This window comes from Rhodococcus sp. M8, assembly GCF_015654185.1.
Classification (GTDB): domain Bacteria; phylum Actinomycetota; class Actinomycetes; order Mycobacteriales; family Mycobacteriaceae; genus Rhodococcus; species Rhodococcus aetherivorans.
In genome coordinates, this window is record NZ_CP064065.1 from 933144 (window position 1) to 950644 (window position 17501).

Here is a 17501-nt window from a genome sequence, read left to right on the forward strand (position 1 = left end):
GGTGGACGATCGGGTGCGCGAGAGGATGAAGCGTTCCTGACGCTCTCCGTCACGGTGCGTTGTTCGAGGTAAACCGCCGCAGTGGCCGAATCCGAATTCCGGCGTTCTGCCCGATGCGGTCACCGATGCCGTGGACGCAGCGCACGGCCACATCCGGGCCCTGCTCATCCGTCGTCCTCCACGTGGGCGGGGATCGCTTCGCGGCCACCATGGTGGTCCTGCCGGAAGGGCTGTACTTCGGCCGGCTGGGCACCGACAGCGCTCACGACCTCGTCGACACGTATCCGGCCGGCACCCTGGTCCTGCCCCACGTGCGCGGCCGCGCCGCGTTCTCGCTTCCGGCGAAGGCCGTCGAGCACGCCGCACGCCAGGCCGGCGGCATCACCGCCGTCGACGCGCTCGAACACCTCCGCGAGACCGTCGGACCCGATTCGGACAGCCCCACGGTCGACGCGCATCTGGCGCAGCGCCGGTTCCGGGTGGTGGTGCGCGCAGGGAAGCCGCAGGCTCGGTTCCACCACTGATGCGGAGCCGGCGCACCGGTCGCCTGGAATCGGTGGATCGTCGAGGAACTACACACGATCCCGTCCGAGCCGACTTGTCCACGCCGCTCCCCTCACCGGCGCGGTCCACCTACAGAAAAGCTCTGCGGCTCAGTTACATCCGGTTGGTGAACATGGTGGATCTCGTCTACCTCGCCGTGGCAGCGGAAGTGCCGGCAGCAGACCTGCTGCAGCCGCGGCCCAATTGTTGCCGGATGACCGGGGGACTCCGACTTCGCGGGCGGCCGCGGGATTGCTCCAACCGCGGGCGTAACTCACCACCCGATCCTCTATCGGGAGGAGCCGCTACGGGGAGGGCTCGAGTCCCGTCTCGCTCGGTGACCTTCGGACCGCATGGACCCGATAAAGCTCGTGCTCGCCGGCGAAGCCTTTCAGCGTGTACCTGCCCGCCGGCTCCGCGGCCACTGCCGCGCTGTCCAGCCGACGCATCGCCGCGACGTCGACGAGCACCTCGAGTGGTTTGGCGATCGAAGCGATGCGGCTCGCCCGGTTGAGCGGTCGACCGATCCAATCACCGGCACTGCGCACGGCAGTGCCCCATGCGATCCCGGCATGCAGCGGCGGAAGACCCTGCCGGTGCGCGGCAGCAAGGAGCTCCAGCACCACCGTGGCCAGACTCGTCGGGTCCGGGGACAGCAGCAGCACCGCGTCCCCGACGGTCTTCACGAACCGCACCGGCGGGGCCACCACATCCGTGGTCAGAGCATCGAGTCGATCGGCCAACTCGCCGAGCTCCGATGGCGACAGTTGCTCCCCGAGACCGGTGAACCCGACCAGATCGGCGAAGCACACCGCGACCTCGTGTGCCCCGGGATCACGGTGATCGACCGTATCTGCGTGGATCTGCTGACGCAGATACTGCCGAAGGCGCGTGGTGACGGCGCGACCGAGCAAGCGGGATTGAAACTCCGCGAACCGTCGCAGCTCGCGGGCATAGCGCAGTGCCATCTCGGGGTGATCGGCGTCGGCATCGAGCTGCCGCTGAATCAAGGACACGGTCGCGCCGGCGAGGGTCGCGGTATTTCTGCCCACAATCCGGGCGAACGCGAACAGGTCGGCGTCCGCGCCACCGAGAGCGCGGTACTCGGCCAACAGCCGGGCCAGACGCAGCTCGTCCTCGCTGTAGTCCGCCGCCCCCGCGGTCGACACCCCACGGCCCATCGAGCGAAACCACCGCTCCACATCCGACCTGGAGAGGCCGGTCCGCCCCGAGATCTGTTCGATCGTGTAGGTGACCCCGCGGGGAGTCAACGCATCGTCGAACAGCAGATATCCCAGCTGGCCTCGCCGGGTGGCCTCGGTCAGCGCTGCCACGTTTGCGCCATGGTCGGCGAGGTGCAGCAGGACGCGGATGCGGCGTGCTCTGGCTACTCCCCCCAGCCCGTCCAGCAAGCCGGCCGCCGCGAACTCACGAACGCGACGTCGGCGGCGGCACAGCCGGGACGGCGCGGACAGCAGACGCCTCGCCAACGAAAGGAGCACTTCTGGATTGTCCCGGCTCGCGCCGCCTCCTGTCCCAGGAGTCTCGCGTCCATGACGACGACGTCGAAACTACCGGCGTCGGACATGGCCACTGCTGCCGCAAACGTCACTCGGTACCTCGGGGTGACCCGGATGCCCTTCAGGATCAACACTCGGTACCGGTGCCTCACATGCAGCACACAGAACCCGGTCGGTCGATCAGGGCGGTCGCCTCGACGTCGACGAGCCGTGCCTGAACGCCGTGGGCGAGCGCACCGAGAATCCGGGGCACCGCACCGCCGGAGGACGCGATCGCTCGCGCTGCCGGCTCCGGCCGACGGCCGGTGCTCTAATTCCTCCCCGACTCACACGGCCGCAACCCCCGAAAAAGCCTGTCCGGGTCGAGTTCGGCGGCCGGGGGAACGACCACACCGATCGCCCGGGCCTCGGTCACCGCCCGGGCGAGCAACAGGCGGGCCTGCTCGTAGCGGCACCGAAGGTCCTCGGGCAACGCAACATCGCGCAGTGCGACTCCGGCGGGGACCTCGTCGAGCGCCTCTGCGACCAGGGATCGCACGATGAGAATTCCTGTCTGCACACCCTCGACCGCCCAGCGTTGTTGCCAATCCATGCCGACCGCCCTCGACTCGGCTCAGCACCGATTTCACCTGCCGCAATTATCCGCCCCGCAAGTCCCTGTAGTCACGCCTCGAAGCTGGGCACCGCCGTCGGCGTCGGTGCATATCGCCCGTAGTTGCTCGAGGGGGACCGATTCCGCGAGCGGTCTACTCCGCTTCGGCAGTGAAGTACCCCGCCAGGCGCGCCTCCGCGAGAGCGCGCCTCAACAGATCCGTTGCCTGCACCTCCAACACCAGGCCGATCCAGACGAGATCCACCATGTCGGTGATTCCTTCGCCTCGTTCCAGGCGCAGGATCGTGTGGTGGCTGACGCCGCTCGCCTTGGCGAGAGCGCCGTGAGTCAGGTGCCTGCGGAGTCGCTCCACTCGAAACTCCTCGGCAACCGGTCGCTGTGGTCGATTCCGCGGTCGTCGGGACAGATGACCCGGCCATGACTCGAACCTACGTCACGAACGTGCAGGCGACAGAAGTGCGGGCGACGAAAGGGGCCCGCCGCCGACCGGCCGAGGATCAGTGCTGAACCCCGTCAGGCCTCGGTGACACTGGGCTTCTGATCCTCGACAACAAAGCTGGCACGGGTGTGGATGGGCGCGCCCGGGCGCCGGACATAGGGAACGACGCGGAAGTCGTTTCGCCACACCTGATGATCCAGGTCGACGCGCACGTATCCACGCTGCGCGTTGAAGAACTTCATGTCGGGGTTGGCGGCCAGCAGGCGGCGCCCGGTGTCGTTCATGTCGGCGCCGTCGCCAGCTGAGGTGATCGATGTTCCCGAGAATTCGGCCGCAACGACCGGTGATTCCGGATCGGCGTAGTCCCGGCGCAAGTCGGCGACGATGTTCTGGTGGCGGTCCCCGGTGATCACCACCAGATTGCGGACGCCGCGATCCGCCGCAGCGCCGAGGACGGTGTTGCGATCGGCGACGTACCCGTCCCAGGAATCGGACGACACGACCGTCTCCGGCCCGGGATCGTTGTCGGTCTGGCCCATCGCCACCTGATTGCCGATGATCTGCCAACGGACCGCCGAGTCGATGAATCCATCGATCAGCCAGTCCCGTTGCGGTGCACCCAATATCGTGCGGTCGGTGTCGAGCCGGTCGGCGCAGTTCGCGGTGACGTCCTCCCCGCAGGCCTGCCGGTCCCGATATTGCCGTGTATCGAGCATGGTGATCTGCGCGAGATCACCGAAGCGATAGCGACGGTGCAGGCGCATCCCCGGCCCGGAGGGCCGCTGCGCGAGTCGCAGCGGCTGATGCTCGTACAGCGCCTGGAAGGCAGCGGCTCGGCGCCGACGGAACAGCGCGGAGATGCGATAGATGTCGATGCCCAGTCCCGGCGCATCGGCGGCCCAGTTGTTGTCGACCTCGTGATCATCCATGGTCACAATCCAGGGAAAAGCTGCATGTGCGTCCCGCAGCGGCTGCTCCGCTTTGTACTGTGCGTAGCGCAACCGGTAGCCGGGCAGATCGACGGCTTCGTCACGGTCCACTCCCATCGACATTCCCTCACGGCCGCGCCTCCACCCGCGTTCGTAGATGTAGTCGCCCAGATGGACGACCAAATCGAGGTCCTCATCGCTCATGTGCTCGTATGCGGTGTAGAACCCCGAACTCCACGATTGACAGGAGGCGAACGCAAACCGCATCCGCGAGGTGGATTGTCCCGGAGCAGGGGCCGTGCGGGTCCGGCCCACCGGAGAGATCGCCGAGCCGGCACGAAACCGGTAAAAGTACCAGCGAGAGGGCTCCAAGCCGTGGATCTCCGGGTGCACGCTGTGGGCGAGTTCGCGCGTCGCGACAGCCGTACCGCGCGTCACCACCTGCCGGAAGCTCTCATCGTGCGCGACTTCGTATTCGACGGTCACCGGATCCCACCCCATGCCGCCGCGCCCGCCGGGGGCAAGCGGGTCCGGTGCCAGACGGGTCCACAGGACGACACCGTCCGGTGTCGGATCTCCCGATGCCACACCGAGTACGAACGGGTCATCTCCTCGCCACCGCGGCGCCGGCATGCGCGCGCTGCTCACCCCCGACGTACCCACCAGCACCGCAGCCGCTCCGGCCATACCGACTCGCAACACCTGCCGACGGGAGAGGGACATACACCACGGTATATCCCGGCTGCGGTCAGCGAGCCGGACGACGGGGTGCATCACTATCGAGACTGCTCCAGGCCCGCTTCGGCCGCCGGTGCCGCCCTGGCAGCCCGAACCTCACCCGCCTGCCCCCGCACCGGCGCAGTACACGTCGCTCGTCGCCCCCGGCCCCGATTGGCTGGCCGAGCGGCTGTGCGACCGACGGATCGTCCGGCTGACGGGTCGTCTCGACCACGCTCGCGCTGCTCGACACCTCCGGCGACGACCCGGTGCAGCTATGGCCGTACGACGTCGAGGCCGACCGGCAGCAGTTGCGGGCACTGCAGCAACACCTCGCGGACGTCTGCCGGCGCCCCGTGGAAGAGATCGCCGAGAACATGCGCGCACACCGGATCCTGACCGCCGAGCAGGCCCGTGACTACGGCCTGATCGACGCGGTCGGCGGGAACCGGACGCCACCGCGCCGCGACCGCCGGGTGACGCGGCGGTCAGCCGAGGAACACCGCGACCCGATCCGCGAGATCGAGCAGCGGCTGCGGGAAGACGCCGAGCACCACCGTCATCACCGCCCCGGCGGCGACCGCGACGGTTGTCAGCACACTGGGCACCACGACCGTCGGGGCGTCGCGGTCCGGCTCGTCGAAGAACATCAGCACGATGACGCGCACGTAGAAGTACGCCGCAATCGCGCTGCTGACCACGCCGACGATCACGAGTGGAACGGCTCCGCTGCCCGCCGCCGCCCCGAACACGGCGAACTTGCTGACGAACCCGCTCGTGAGCGGGATGCCGGCGAACGCGAGGAGGAACAGGGCGAAGACCGCGCCGACGAGGGGTGAGCGCCGGCCGAGCCCCGCCCAGCGGGACATGTGGGTCGCCTCCCCGAGATCGTCGCGGACCAGGGTCACCACGGCGAACGCGCCGAGGGTGCTGAATCCGTAGGCGAACAGGTAGAACATCGTCGACGCCAGCCCCGCCCGGTCGGCGGCGATCAGGCCGGTGAGGATGAAGCCGGCGTGGGCGACCGACGAGTAGGCCAGCATCCGCTTCACGTCGTTCTGCGTCACGGCCAGCACCGATCCCGCCACCATCGTCAGGATCGCGACGCCCCACAGCAGGGGACGCCAGTCGTCGCGCATCCCGGGCAGCGCCACGTAGAACACCCGCAGCATCGCGCCGAACGCCGCGACCTTGGTGGCCGCCGCCATGAAGGCGGTGATCGGTGTGGGCGCCCCCTGATAGACGTCGGGGATCCACGAGTGGAACGGCACCGCCCCGATCTTGAACAGCAGGCCCACCGCGAGCATCGCCGCGCCGATCAATGCCGGTGTGTCCCCGTCCGCGCGACCCGCGACGGCGTCGGCGATGCCCGCCAACCGGACCGTGCCCGCGTAGCCGTACAGCAGCGCCACGCCGAAGAGGAAGAAGGCCGAGGAGAACGCGCCGAGCAGGAAGTACTTCAGTGCCGATTCCTGCGAGAGCAGGCGCTGCCGCCGGGCCAGGCCGCACAGCAGGTACAGGGGCAGCGACAGGACCTCGAGCGCGATGAACATCGTGAGCAGGTCGTTCGAGGCCGGGAACAGCAGCATCCCCCCGACCGCGAACAGCACCAACGGGAAGACCTCGGTCTGCGACATCCCCACCGCGGCGGCCTCGCGCTCGGCGAGGCTGCCCGGCACCGCGGACGCCTGCGGGGCGAATGCGTCGGCACCGCCGGCGCCCGTCGCCGCCGCGCCCGGTCCCCCCGCAGTGGCGCCGCGGGCGCCCGGCTCGATTCCGCGTTCGGCGACGAGCAGCACCGCGAGGATCGAGACGAGCAGGATGGTGCCCTGCAGGAACAGAGTGGGCCCGTCGACCGCCACCGCGTCCACCGCGGCGGTGTACCCGGGCGCGGCCTCGGCGGAGAAGTCCAGCCCCGCGGCGAGCACGACGACGGCCACGAACGCGGCCACGAGACCGCCGAGCGCGAGCAGCAGCTGGCTCGCGTACCGGCCGCGGCGGGGAACGAACGCCTCGACGAGCACTGCGGCGACGGCCACCCCGAACACGATCAGCATGGGAGAGAGCGGGCCGTATTCGAGGTCGGGGGCCGGAATCGCCTGAGCGAGAACGGTGGTGCCGTCCGAGAGAGTCACCTGTGCGTCCCTCCGTGAGTGTCGGGCCCGGTCCCGCCGCCCGCGACGGGCTCGGCCGGCGCGGGCGGCGCCGGATCGGGCTGGTCGACCGTGACCAGGACCCGGCTCACCGCCGGGGTGATCACGTCGAGGGCGGGTTTCGGATACACGCCCAGGACGAGGAGCAACGCGATGAGCGGCACCACGACGGCGAGTTCGCGGGGCACCAGATCGGACACGTGCTCGTTGCCGTCGGTGACCGGTCCGGTCATCATGCGCTGGTACAGCCACAGCACGTAGATCGCCGAGAGGACGAGTGCGAGCACTGCGAACACGGCAGCGACCTGGTAACGCGGATACGTGCCGATCAGCACCAGGAATTCGCTGACGAACGGCGCCAGGCCGGGAAGGGACAGGGTCGCCAGTCCCGCGACGAGGAACGTGCCGGCCAGGACGGGGGCGACCTTGCGGACGCCACCGTAGGCGGCGATCGCGCGGGATCCCCGCCGGGAGACGAGGAACCCGGCGATCAGGAACAGCGCCGCGGTGGAGATGCCGTGGTTGACCATGTACAGCGTCGAACCGGCCTGCCCCTGGCTGGTCATCGCGAAGATGCCGAGGATGATGAACCCGAAGTGCGAGATGGAGGTGTAGGCGATCAGGCGCATCACGTCCGTCTGGCCGATGGCGACCGCCGCACCGTAGACGATGCCGATCACCGCGAGCGTGACGATCACCGGCGCGAAGTACACCGACGACTCGGGAAACAGTTGCAGGCAGTAGCGCAGCATGCCGAACGTGCCGACCTTGTCGACCACGGCCATCATCAGCACCGCCCCGGCCGGGGTGGCCTGCACCGCGGCGCCGGGCAGCCAGGTGTGGAACGGCCACAACGGTGCCTTCACGGCGAAGGCGAACATGAAGCCGAGGAACAGCGCGTGGAGCACCACGGCGTCGGCGCCGAGACCGCCGCCGGTCACGGCGGCGACGATGTCCCGGAAGTCGAAGGTGCCGGCGCCCTGCCGGGCGGTGACCACGTACAGCCCGATGACCGCGGCCAGCATGATCAGTCCGCCGAACAGGTTGTAGAGCAGGAACTTCACCGCCGCGCGGGAGCGCTGCGTGCGATCCCCGAGACGATCCCCGAATCCTCCGATGAGGAAGTACATCGGAATGAGCATCGCTTCGAAGAAGATGTAGAACAGCAGCACATCGAGGGCGGTGAACGACACCATCACCATCGCCTCGACCGTCAGCATCAGCGCCATGTACAGCTGCGTGGTGCGCCGCGGCGCGGATCCCCGGGCGGTCGCGGCGGACTCGGCCTGTGTCGCGTCGTTCCAGCCCGCCAGCATCAGCAGCGGAAGCAGCACCGCGGTCAGCAGCACCAGCACGAGCGCGATACCGTCCACGCCCAGCGTGTATCGGGTGCCCAGGGCCGGAATCCACTCGTGGGATTCGACGAACTGGTACTGCTCACCTGCCGGATCGAATCCGACCGCCAGTGCGCAGGCCAGTACGAGCACCACGGCCGCGACCGCCAGCGCCGTCGTCTTGGCGAGGCTTCGCATGCGGGCGGGAAGCGCCAGCACGACGACGGCACCGACGAGCGGAACCACCCACAGGGTCGTCAACCAGGGAAAGTCGTCCACTACAGCCTCCCCAGCACCATCGTCGCGACCACGACGGCCGCGCCTACCAACATGGACAAGCCGTAGGACCGCACGAAACCGGTCTGCAGGTGCCGCATCCGGGCGGACAAGGCGCCGACCGTGGCGGAGATCCCGTCGACCGCGCCGTCGACGCCCTTGTCGTCGACGGTCACCAGGGTCGAGGTCAGGGACCGTCCGGGCCGCATGAACACCGCCTCGTTGACCGCGTCGCCGTAGAGATCCCTGCGGGCGGCGACGGTGAACACCGATACCTCGGCGGGGGCGACCTCGGGAATGTCGCGCCGAGCGTACTGCCGGTAGGCCACCGCGGCACCGGCGAGCACGACGGCGAGGGTGAGGGCGGTGGTCACCCACACCGGCAGCAGGTGTTCGGCCTCGTACGTCCCCACCACCGGCTCGAGCCAGTTCTGCAGCGCTCCCCCCAGGCTGAGCGCAGCACCGGCGCCGACCGAACCCACGGCCAGCACGATCATGGGCACCGTCATCACGGCCGGCGCCTCGTGGGGATGGACGTCGGCGGCCCAGCGACGCCGGCCGAAGAAGGTCATCAGCATCACCCGCGTCATGTAGAACGCGGTGATTCCGGCACCGAGCAGGGCGGCCGTCCCGAGGACGACGCCTTCGGCGCCGCCCGCTCCGAAAGCGGCCTCGATGATCTTGTCCTTGGAGAAGAAGCCGGCGAACGGCGGGATGCCGATGATCGCGAGGTAGCCGAGGCCGAAGGTGACGAACGTGACGGGCATGACGGTGCGCAGGCCGCCGTAGCGGCGCATGTTCACCTCGTCGTTCATCCCGTGCATCACCGATCCGGCACCGAGGAACAGTCCGGCCTTGAAGAAGCCGTGGGTGAGCAGGTGCATGATCGCGAAGGCGTACCCGGCGGGACCGAGGCCGGCGGCGAGGACCATGTAGCCGATCTGGCTCATCGTCGACGCGGCGAGCGCCTTCTTGATGTCGTCCTTGGCGCAGCCGATGACGGCCCCGAACAGCAGGGTCACCGCGCCCACGAGCACGACGGCGAGTTGCGCGGTGGGGGCGAGGTCGAAGATCGCATCGGACCGGACGATCAGGTAGACGCCCGCGGTGACCATGGTGGCGGCGTGGATCAGCGCCGACACCGGTGTCGGGCCTTCCATCGCGTCACCGAGCCAGGACTGCAGCGGCACCTGCGCGGACTTGCCGCAGGCGGCGAGCAGCAGCACGAGGCCGAGTGCGGTGAGCACGCCGTCGCTCGCACCCTCGGCCCCGCCGAAGACGTCGTCGAAGGTGACGGAACCGAACGTCGCGAACATGATCATCATGGCGACGGCCAGGCCCATGTCGCCGACGCGGTTGACGACGAACGCCTTCTTCGCGGCGGTTGCGGCGGACGGCTTGTACTGCCAGAACCCGATGAGCAGGTACGAGGCGAGACCGACACCCTCCCAGCCCACGTACAGGCCGAGGTAGTTGTCGGCGAGGACGAGCAGCAGCATCGCCGCAAGGAAGAGGTTGAGGTAGGCGAAGAACAACCGGCGCCCGGGAGCGGCGGAGCGACCCGACGCACCCGGAGCGGAGCCGGCGGAGCGACCGGAGGGGTCGGGGCCGTGTGCCATGTACCCGATCGAGTAGATGTGGATGAGTGAGCCGACGCCGGTGATCAGCAGCACGAAGCACATCGACAGCTGGTCGAGCTGGAGCCCGAAGTCGATCTGCAGGCCCGCGACCGGTATCCATTCGAAGAGGCTCTGGTTCACGGCACGGTCGGCGGCGTCGCGGCCGAGCATGTCGACGAAGAGGGCGACCCCGAGCGCGAACGAGGCGAGTGCCGTCGCGCATCCGAGCAGGTGTCCCCACGTGTCGCTGCGCCGGCCGGCCAGCAGCAGCACGGCCGCGCCGAGCAGCGGCAGCGCGGGCAGCAGCCAGACGGTGGACGAGATTCCGCCGTTCATGCCGGTCCGCCCGTCGGGGCGCCACCGGCGCGGGCCGTCGTCTCGGGCGCGGTCGTCTCGGGCACAGTCTCCTCCTCGTGCGTGTGCGGACGGGCTGTCCGGGGTCGTCAGTACTTCAGGAGGTTGGCGTCGTCGACGGACACCGAACGCCGGGCGCGGAAGATGGTCATGATGATCGCCAGGCCGACGACGACCTCGGCGGCGGCGACGACCATGGTGAAGAACGCGATGACCTGACCGTCGAGGTTGCCGTGCATGCGGGCGAACGTGACGAACGCCAGGTTCGCGGCGTTGAGCATGAGCTCGATGCACATGAACACGACGATCGCGTTGCGGCGCAGCAGGACACCGACCGCACCGATGGTGAACAACAGGGCGGACAGGTACAGGTAGTTCTCGGGGTTCACCGCGATCCCTCCTCACCGGACGAGCCGCGTCGGGGTGCGTCGCCCGCGCGTGGGCCGGCTGCTCCGTCGGCGGACATCGCCCGCCGCCGGAGCACCTCGCTGACCGACAGGTCCGAGTACGATCCGTCGGGCAGCCGGGCCGGCACGTCGACCGCGTTGTGGCGGGCGTAGACCCCGGGACTCGGCAGCGGGGTGGCGCGGCCGCCGGCGCGGAAGCGTTCCTGCGACAGTTCCTGCTGGGTCTTGCGCAGCCCGAAGCGTTCCCGATGGGCGAGGACCATGGCGCCGATCGTGGCGGTGATCAGCAGGGCTCCAGTGAGTTCGAACGCCCAGACGTACCGTACGAAGATCAGCTCGGCCAGGCCGGCGATGTTGCCTGCGGCGTTCGCGTCGTCGAGGCCGGCGAACTCCCCGACGGCGGCGTTGCCGAGACCGCCGACGAGCAGCAGCCCGAATCCGAGGCCGGCCGCGATCGCGGCGACCCGCTGGCCGCGCAGGGTCTCAACGAGCGCGTCGGAGGAATCGACGCCGACGAGCATGACCACGAACAGGAACAGCATCATGACCGCCCCCGTGTACACCACGATCTGCACGACGCCGAGGAACAACGCGTCCTGGGCGATGTAGAACACCGCGAGGATGATCATGGTGACGGCGAGGAACATCGCCGAGTACACGGCCTTGGTCGCGGTGACGACGCCCAGTGCGCCGATCACCGCGAGTGTTCCGAGGATCCAGAACAGCACGGCCTCACCGGTGGACGTGCGGGTGAAGGCCTCGGCCGCCAGCAGCGCCGGAGTCATCGGGTCCATCGAGACCACTCCCCTCTCCGCCGGTCACGCCACATCGCGGCCGCCTCGCGGCTGCGTCGGTTCCCGGTCGGCTTCGACGGTTCCGTCGGCGGCCGACGCGGTGCCGGGCGCGGCCTCGGTCACCGTGCCGAGGTAGTAGTCCTCGTCCGTCGTGCCCGGGTACATGTCGTGGGGCGGGGCGGCCATGCCGGGCGCGAGCGGCGCGAGCAGCCTGGTCTTGTCGTAGATCAGGTCGGTCCGGTTGTCGTCGGCCATCTCGTACTCGTTGGTCATGGTCAACGCCCGCGTCGGGCAGGCCTCGATGCACAGCCCGCACCCGATGCACCGCAGGTAGTTGATCTGGTAGACGCGTCCGTAGCGCTCCCCCGGCGAGTATCGCTCGGTGTCGGTGTTGTCCGCACCCTCGACGTAGATGGCGTCGGCGGGGCACGCCCAGGCACACAGTTCGCACCCGATGCACTTCTCCAGTCCGTCGGGATGGCGGTTGAGCTGATGTCGGCCGTGGTAGCGCGGTGCGGTCGGTTCCTTCTGCTCCGGGTAGCGCTCGGTCTGGGCCTTGTGGAACATCGCCCTGAAGGTCACTCCGAATCCCGCGATGGGATCGAGGAAGTCAGGCATCGCGGTTCTCCTCGGTGGTCGGATCGGAACGGCGCCCGGCGCCGGCTGCGGCGACGGGGGTGCGTCGCCGCCGCGGCGGCAGCGTCTGGCCGGGCAGCGGCGGGACGGGGAAGCCCCCGGCCATCGGGTCGAACGGCTCGGCGGTCGCCGCAGCCGGAGGGGCGGCCGTCCCGCCGGGGGTCTCGGTGGGCCGGGGGCGGCCGGCGCGCATGCGGTTCCACATGAGCGACGGCACCGCCAGGGCGACGACGACACCCGCCGCGGCAAGGACTATCTGCCACCGGTCCAGGCCCTCCGTGCGCAGGACGCGAATCACGGCGACGACCATGATCCAGGCGAGCGCCACCGGAATCAGCACTTTCCAGCCCAGGTTCATGAACTGGTCGTACCGCAGCCGGGGCAGTGTGCCGCGCAACCATACGAACAGGAACAGGAATCCCCACACCTTGAGGACGAACCAGAGCAGCGGCACCCAGCCGGAGTTCGCGCCCTCCCACATGTTCAGCGGCCACGGCGCGCGCCAGCCGCCGAGGAACAGGGTGGTGGCCAGAGCCGAGACCGTCACCATGTTGACGTACTCGGCGAGCATGAACATCGCGAACTTCAGCGACGAGTACTCCGTGTGGAAGCCGCCGACGAGTTCACCCTCGGCTTCGGGCAGGTCGAACGGTGCCCGGTTGGTCTCGCCGACCATCGCCGTGACGTAGATCAGGAACGAGGGCAGGAGCAGGAAGACGTACCAGACGCCGTCCTGGGCGGCGACGATGCCGGAGGTGGACAGCGTGCCCGACAGCAGGAAGACGGCCGCGAACGAGAGGGCCATCGCGATCTCGTAGGAGATCACCTGCGCCGTCGAGCGCAGACCGCCCAGCAGCGGGTAGGTGGACCCGGACGCCCAGCCGGCGAGCACGATGCCGTAGACGCCGATCGAGGTGGCCGCGAGGATGTACAGCACGGCCACGGGCAGGTCCGTCAACTGCAGCGGCGTGCGCTGGCCGAACACGGAGACCACCGGCCCGAGCGGGATGACGGCGAACGCCATGAACGCCGGCACTGTCGCGATGATCGGCGCGAGGACGTAGATGGGTTTGTCCACGCCCGCGGGCACGATGCCCTCCTTCAGGGCGAGTTTGACGCCGTCGGCGAGGCTCTGCAGCAACCCGCGCGGGCCCACCCGGTTCGGGCCGACCCGCATCTGCATGCGCGCCAGGATCTTTCGCTCCGCAAGGATCGCGACGAGCACCGTCAACACCAGGAAGGCGAAGACGGCCACCGCCTTGACGACGACCAGCCACCACGGATCCTGACCGAACGCCGCCGGATCGGGGTACCCGGACTGCGCCGACAGGGCACCGGGAACCGGCACCGCCGCGGCGCCGAACAGAACGGCGTCACTCATCGGTCACCTCCTGTGACCGGGCGTCGCCCCGGCTGATCCGGACGGTGTCCCCCACGGACGCGGCCAGTTGCCGATGCACCGCGCATCCCGGCGAATTGAGCGGCACCCACACGACCCGGTCGGGCATGTCGGCGATCGCCAGGGGCAGCGTGATCGAGCCCCGGTCCGTCGCGACGGTCACCGGATCCCCGGCGTCGGCGCCGATCTCGGCGGCGGTGACGGCGGACAGCCGGGCCACCGGCCGGCGGGCGGTCCCGGCGAGATGCGGTTCGCCGTCCTGCATCCGTCCGCGGTCGAGGAGCATCCGCCATCCCGCGAGCACCGCCTCACCGGGGCCCGGCTGCGGGCGGTCCCGCGGCGCGACGTCCGGTGGACCGGCAGGTGCGCCGTCCCAGGAACCCAGCGCCACGAGCTCGTCGAGAGCCGCCGCGGCGTCGACGAGGCCGAGGCGGACGCCCATCTCGTCGGCGATCGCGCCGAGGACCCGCTGATCCGGCAGGGCGCCGGTGTTGCGCAACGCGGCGGCGAAGGGGCGCGCCCGGCCCTCCCAATCGAGGAAGGTTCCCGGTTTCTCCACCGCGGGTGCGACGGGGAAGACGACGTCGGCCCGGTCGGTGATCGCGCTGCGCCGCAGTTCCAGGCTGACGACGAAGCCGGCGGCGTCGACCGCGGCGAGAGCGGCGTGCGGGTCGGGCAGGTCGTCGACGTCGACCCCGCCGATCACCAGGGCTCCGAGCGTGCCCGACGCGGCGTCGGCGAGGATCTGCGCCGTGTCCCGGCCGGCGGACGGCGGCAGGTCCGGCACGCCCCAGACGGCGGCGACCTGGCGTCGGGCGTCGGCGTCGGTGACCGGGCGGGCGCCGGGCAGAAGCCCCGGCAGGGTCCCGGCCTCCAGCGCACCGCGTTCACCGGCCCGCCGCGGGATCCACGCCAGCCGCGCGCCGGTGTCGTCGGCGAGACGGCCGACGGCCGACAACGCCCCCGGCACCGCGGCCAGCCGCTCCCCCACCAGGACGACCGCACCGGGTCGGCGCAGGAGCTCGGCGGTCTCCGCTTCGTCCCGGTGTCCGGGCCGACCGGCGAGGCGGAGGGTGTCGAGCAGGTCCGGTTCGGCGCCCGGGACGGCCGGCAGGAGCCGGCCGGACAGCTTCTCGAGGCCACGGCTCGCGAACGGTGCGATCGCGCGCACCGCCAGCCCCCGCCTGCGGACCGCCTTGCGCAGCCGCAGGAACACGATGGGCGACTCGTCCTCGGGCTCGAATCCGGCGAGCAGCACCGCGGGGGCGTTCTCGAGGTCGTCGTAGGTCACGGCGCCGGCGCCGGGCCACCGGCCGGCGACCCGGGCCGCCAGGAATTGTGCCTCCTCCGCGGAATGCGGACGCGACCGGAAGTCGATGTCGTTGGTGTCCAGGCCGATACGCGCGAACTTGCCGTACGCGTACGCGTCCTCGACGGTGACGCGGCCGCCGACGAGCACGCCGGTACGGCCGCGCGCGGCGGTGAGGCCGCGGGCGGCGACCCGCAGGGCGTCGCGCCACGAGGCGGGTGCGAGCGTGCCGTCGTCGCCCCGGACCAACGGGGTGGTGAGGCGGTCGGGCTGGGTGGCGTAGGTGAAGGCCCACCGGCCCTTGTCGCAGTTCCATTCCTCGTTGACCTGCGGGTCGTCACCGGCCAGCCGGCGCAGCACCGTGCCGCGCCGGTGGTCGGTGCGCTGGGCGCAGCCGCTGGCACAGTGTTCGCACACGCTCGGGCTCGACACCAGGTCGAACGGCCGGGCGCGGAACCGGTAGGCCGCCCCCGTGAGCGCGCCGACCGGGCAGATCTGCACGGTGTTGCCGGAGAAGTAGGACTCGAACGGTTCCTTCTCGTAGATGCCGACCTGCTGCAGGGCGCCGCGTTCCATCAGTTCGATGAAGGGGTCGCCGGCGATCTGCTGGGAGAACCGTGTGCACCGGGCGCAGAGCACGCATCGCTCGCGGTCCAGGAGGATCTGCGAGGAGAGCGAGATCGGTTTGGGGAACGTGCGTTTGACCTCGGTGAAGCGGGACTCGGCACGCCCGTTCGACATTGCCTGGTTCTGCAGGGGACATTCGCCGCCCTTGTCGCAGACCGGGCAGTCCAGCGGATGGTTGATCAACAGCAGCTCCATCACGCCCTTCTGCGCCTTGTCGGCCACAGGCGACGTCAGCTGCGTGTGCACGACCATGCCGTCCGTCACCGGGGTTGTGCACGAGGCGACGGGCTTGCGCTGGCCCTCCACGTCGACCAGGCACTGGCGGCACGCGCCGACGGGTTCGAGCAGCGGGTGGTCGCAGAATCGGGGAATCTGGACGCCGAGCAGTTCCGCGGCGCGGATGACGAGGGTGCCCTTCGGGACGCTGATCTCGACGCCGTCGACGACGACGGTCACCAGATCGGGCGGGGTCGGCAGGCCGGTGGTGTCGTGGTTGGTGTGGACGCTCATCGCGTACCCCCGTCGTTCGGTCGGCCCGCACCGGCCCCCGCCATGAGGGTGGACAGGTGCGGGTCGAACGGGCAGCCGCCGTGCTCGAAGTGCGCCAGGTACTCGTCGCGGAAGTATTTGATCGACGACGTGATGGGGCTGGTCGCGCCGTCGCCGAGTGCGCAGAACGACCTGCCGAGGATGTTGTCGGAGAGGTCGAGCAGCTTGTCCAGGTCGGCTCCGGTTCCGTCGCCTCGCTCGAGCCGCCGCAGGATCTGCACCAGCCAGTAGGTGCCCTCCCGGCACGGTGTGCACTTGCCGCACGACTCGTGCGCGTAGAACTCGGTCCAGCGCAGCACCGCGCGCACCACGCAGGTGGTCTCGTCGAAGATCTGCAGTGCCTTGGTGCCCAGCATGGAGCCGGCCCCGGCGACGCCTTCGTAGTCGAGCGGGACGTCGAGGTGCTCGTCGGTGAAGAGCGGCGTCGACGAGCCGCCGGGGGTCCAGAACTTCAGCCGGTGCCCGGCCCGCACGCCGCCCGCGTAGTCGAGCAGTTCCCGCAGGGTGATTCCCAGGGGCGCCTCGTACTGGCCGGGTGTCGTCACGTGACCGGACAGGGAGTAGAGCGTGAAGCCCGGTGACTTCTCGGTGCCCATGGAGCGGAACCACTCGATCCCGTTGTGGAGGATCGACGGCACGCTCGCGATCGACTCGACGTTGTTGACGACCGTCGGGCGGGCGTACAGGCCCGCGACGGCGGGGAACGGCGGGCGCAGCCGGGGCTGGCCGCGTCGGCCCTCGAGGGAATCCAGCAGCGCGGTCTCCTCACCGCAGATGTACGCCCCGGCGCCGGCGTGCACGACGAGTTCGAGGTCGTAGCCGCTGCCGAGGATGTCGCGGCCGAGGAAGCCCGCGGCGTAGGCCTCGGCGACCGCGGCCTGCAGCCGGCGCAGCACCGGCACCACCTCGCCGCGGACGTAGACGAAGGCGTGCGCGGCGCGGATGGCGTACGCCGCGATGACGGCGCCTTCGACGAGCGCGTGCGGTGTGGCCAGCAGCAGGGGCATGTCCTTGCAGGTGCCCGGCTCGGATTCGTCGGCGTTGACCACCAGGTAGTGGGGTTTGCCGTCGCCCTGGGGGATGAAGCTCCACTTCACGCCGGTGGCGAAGCCGGCGCCGCCGCGGCCGCGCAGGCCCGCCTCCTTGACGGTGGCGATCACCTCGTCCGGGGGCATGCGCAGTGCCTTGCGCAGGCCTTCGTATCCGTCGTGGCGGCGGTAGGTGTCGAGTGTCCAGGACTCGGGCTCGTCCCAGTACCGGCTCAGGACAGGGGTCAACGGCAC

At 69.9% G+C, this 17501-nt stretch carries 14 protein-coding genes; 1 reads left to right on the forward strand and 13 read right to left on the reverse strand.

The window, feature by feature from the left end:
• The first annotated feature begins 182 nt into the window (after positions 1–182).
• A complete protein-coding gene (locus tag ISO16_RS04130) occupies positions 183–524 on the forward strand; it encodes a hypothetical protein (RefSeq protein WP_195886185.1) in 342 nt (113 codons plus the stop codon).
• Between the two features lie 324 nt (positions 525–848).
• On the opposite strand, the gene ISO16_RS04135 is transcribed toward ISO16_RS04130, so the two are convergent.
• From ISO16_RS04135 to nuoF, 13 genes are all read right to left on the reverse strand, one after another.
• Positions 849–2045, reverse strand: coding sequence for an adenylate/guanylate cyclase domain-containing protein (locus ISO16_RS04135; RefSeq protein ID WP_083662523.1), 1197 nt, complete (start codon positions 2043–2045; stop codon positions 849–851).
• A 328-nt stretch (positions 2046–2373) separates the two neighbouring features.
• Positions 2374–2655, reverse strand: a complete 282-nt coding sequence (locus ISO16_RS04140; protein WP_043799581.1) for a hypothetical protein — start codon at positions 2653–2655, stop codon at positions 2374–2376.
• A 154-nt stretch (positions 2656–2809) separates the two neighbouring features.
• Entirely contained in the window at positions 2810–3082 is a 273-nt protein-coding gene (locus ISO16_RS04145) for a helix-turn-helix transcriptional regulator (RefSeq protein WP_326839324.1), read from the reverse strand.
• A 107-nt stretch (positions 3083–3189) separates the two neighbouring features.
• A complete protein-coding gene (locus ISO16_RS04150) occupies positions 3190–4767 on the reverse strand; it encodes an alkaline phosphatase D family protein (protein WP_072635349.1) in 1578 nt (525 codons plus the stop codon).
• Positions 4768–5249: 482 nt separating this feature from the next.
• The gene (gene nuoN, locus ISO16_RS04160) at positions 5250–6896 is read right to left on the reverse strand and encodes an NADH-quinone oxidoreductase subunit NuoN (protein WP_072635351.1); all 1647 of its coding nucleotides are present in this window, start codon (positions 6894–6896) and stop codon (positions 5250–5252) included.
• Positions 6893–8527 carry an NADH-quinone oxidoreductase subunit M gene (locus ISO16_RS04165; RefSeq protein ID WP_050035306.1) on the reverse strand — a complete coding sequence of 545 codons (1635 nt, stop codon included), beginning with the start codon at positions 8525–8527 and terminating at the stop codon, positions 6893–6895. Before ISO16_RS04165 ends, nuoN begins: the two co-directional genes overlap by 4 nt.
• Positions 8527–10479 (reverse strand): NADH-quinone oxidoreductase subunit L, encoded by a 1953-nt coding sequence (gene nuoL, locus ISO16_RS04170; protein WP_072635352.1) that lies wholly within the window; start codon positions 10477–10479, stop codon positions 8527–8529. The genes ISO16_RS04165 and nuoL overlap by 1 nt, the downstream gene beginning before the upstream one ends.
• Before the next feature lie 107 nt (positions 10480–10586).
• Positions 10587–10886: an NADH-quinone oxidoreductase subunit NuoK gene (gene nuoK, locus ISO16_RS04175; RefSeq protein WP_050035308.1), complete on the reverse strand. Its 300-nt coding sequence runs from the start codon at positions 10884–10886 to the stop codon at positions 10587–10589.
• Positions 10883–11689 (reverse strand): NADH-quinone oxidoreductase subunit J, encoded by an 807-nt coding sequence (locus ISO16_RS04180; RefSeq protein ID WP_170914106.1) that lies wholly within the window; start codon positions 11687–11689, stop codon positions 10883–10885. The genes nuoK and ISO16_RS04180 overlap by 4 nt, the downstream gene beginning before the upstream one ends.
• A gap of 33 nt (positions 11690–11722) precedes the next feature.
• Positions 11723–12316 (reverse strand): NADH-quinone oxidoreductase subunit NuoI, encoded by a 594-nt coding sequence (gene nuoI, locus ISO16_RS04185; protein WP_072635353.1) that lies wholly within the window; start codon positions 12314–12316, stop codon positions 11723–11725.
• A complete protein-coding gene (nuoH, locus tag ISO16_RS04190; RefSeq protein ID WP_442800809.1) occupies positions 12309–13715 on the reverse strand; it encodes an NADH-quinone oxidoreductase subunit NuoH in 1407 nt (468 codons plus the stop codon). Before nuoH ends, nuoI begins: the two co-directional genes overlap by 8 nt.
• Positions 13708–16179, reverse strand: a complete 2472-nt coding sequence (locus ISO16_RS04195) for an NADH-quinone oxidoreductase subunit G (RefSeq protein ID WP_072635354.1) — start codon at positions 16177–16179, stop codon at positions 13708–13710. Before ISO16_RS04195 ends, nuoH begins: the two co-directional genes overlap by 8 nt.
• Positions 16176–17501: an NADH-quinone oxidoreductase subunit NuoF gene (nuoF, locus tag ISO16_RS04200; protein WP_006931004.1), complete on the reverse strand. Its 1326-nt coding sequence runs from the start codon at positions 17499–17501 to the stop codon at positions 16176–16178. Before nuoF ends, ISO16_RS04195 begins: the two co-directional genes overlap by 4 nt.

Bases quoted from the DNA above. Each gene is read 5' to 3' on its own strand.
- ISO16_RS04140 (WP_043799581.1), bottom strand. From the start codon at position 2,655: ATGGATTGGCAACAACGCTGGGCGGTCGAGGGTGTGCAGACAGGAATT.
- ISO16_RS04195 (WP_072635354.1), bottom strand. From the start codon at position 16,179: ATGAGCGTCCACACCAACCACGACACCACCGGCCTGCCGACCCCGCCC.
- ISO16_RS04150 (WP_072635349.1), bottom strand. From the start codon at position 4,767: ATGTCCCTCTCCCGTCGGCAGGTGTTGCGAGTCGGTATGGCCGGAGCG.
- nuoH (WP_442800809.1), bottom strand. From the start codon at position 13,715: ATGAGTGACGCCGTTCTGTTCGGCGCCGCGGCGGTGCCGGTTCCCGGT.
- nuoL (WP_072635352.1), bottom strand. From the start codon at position 10,479: ATGAACGGCGGAATCTCGTCCACCGTCTGGCTGCTGCCCGCGCTGCCG.
- nuoI (WP_072635353.1), bottom strand. From the start codon at position 12,316: ATGCCTGACTTCCTCGATCCCATCGCGGGATTCGGAGTGACCTTCAGG.
- ISO16_RS04180 (WP_170914106.1), bottom strand. From the start codon at position 11,689: ATGACTCCGGCGCTGCTGGCGGCCGAGGCCTTCACCCGCACGTCCACC.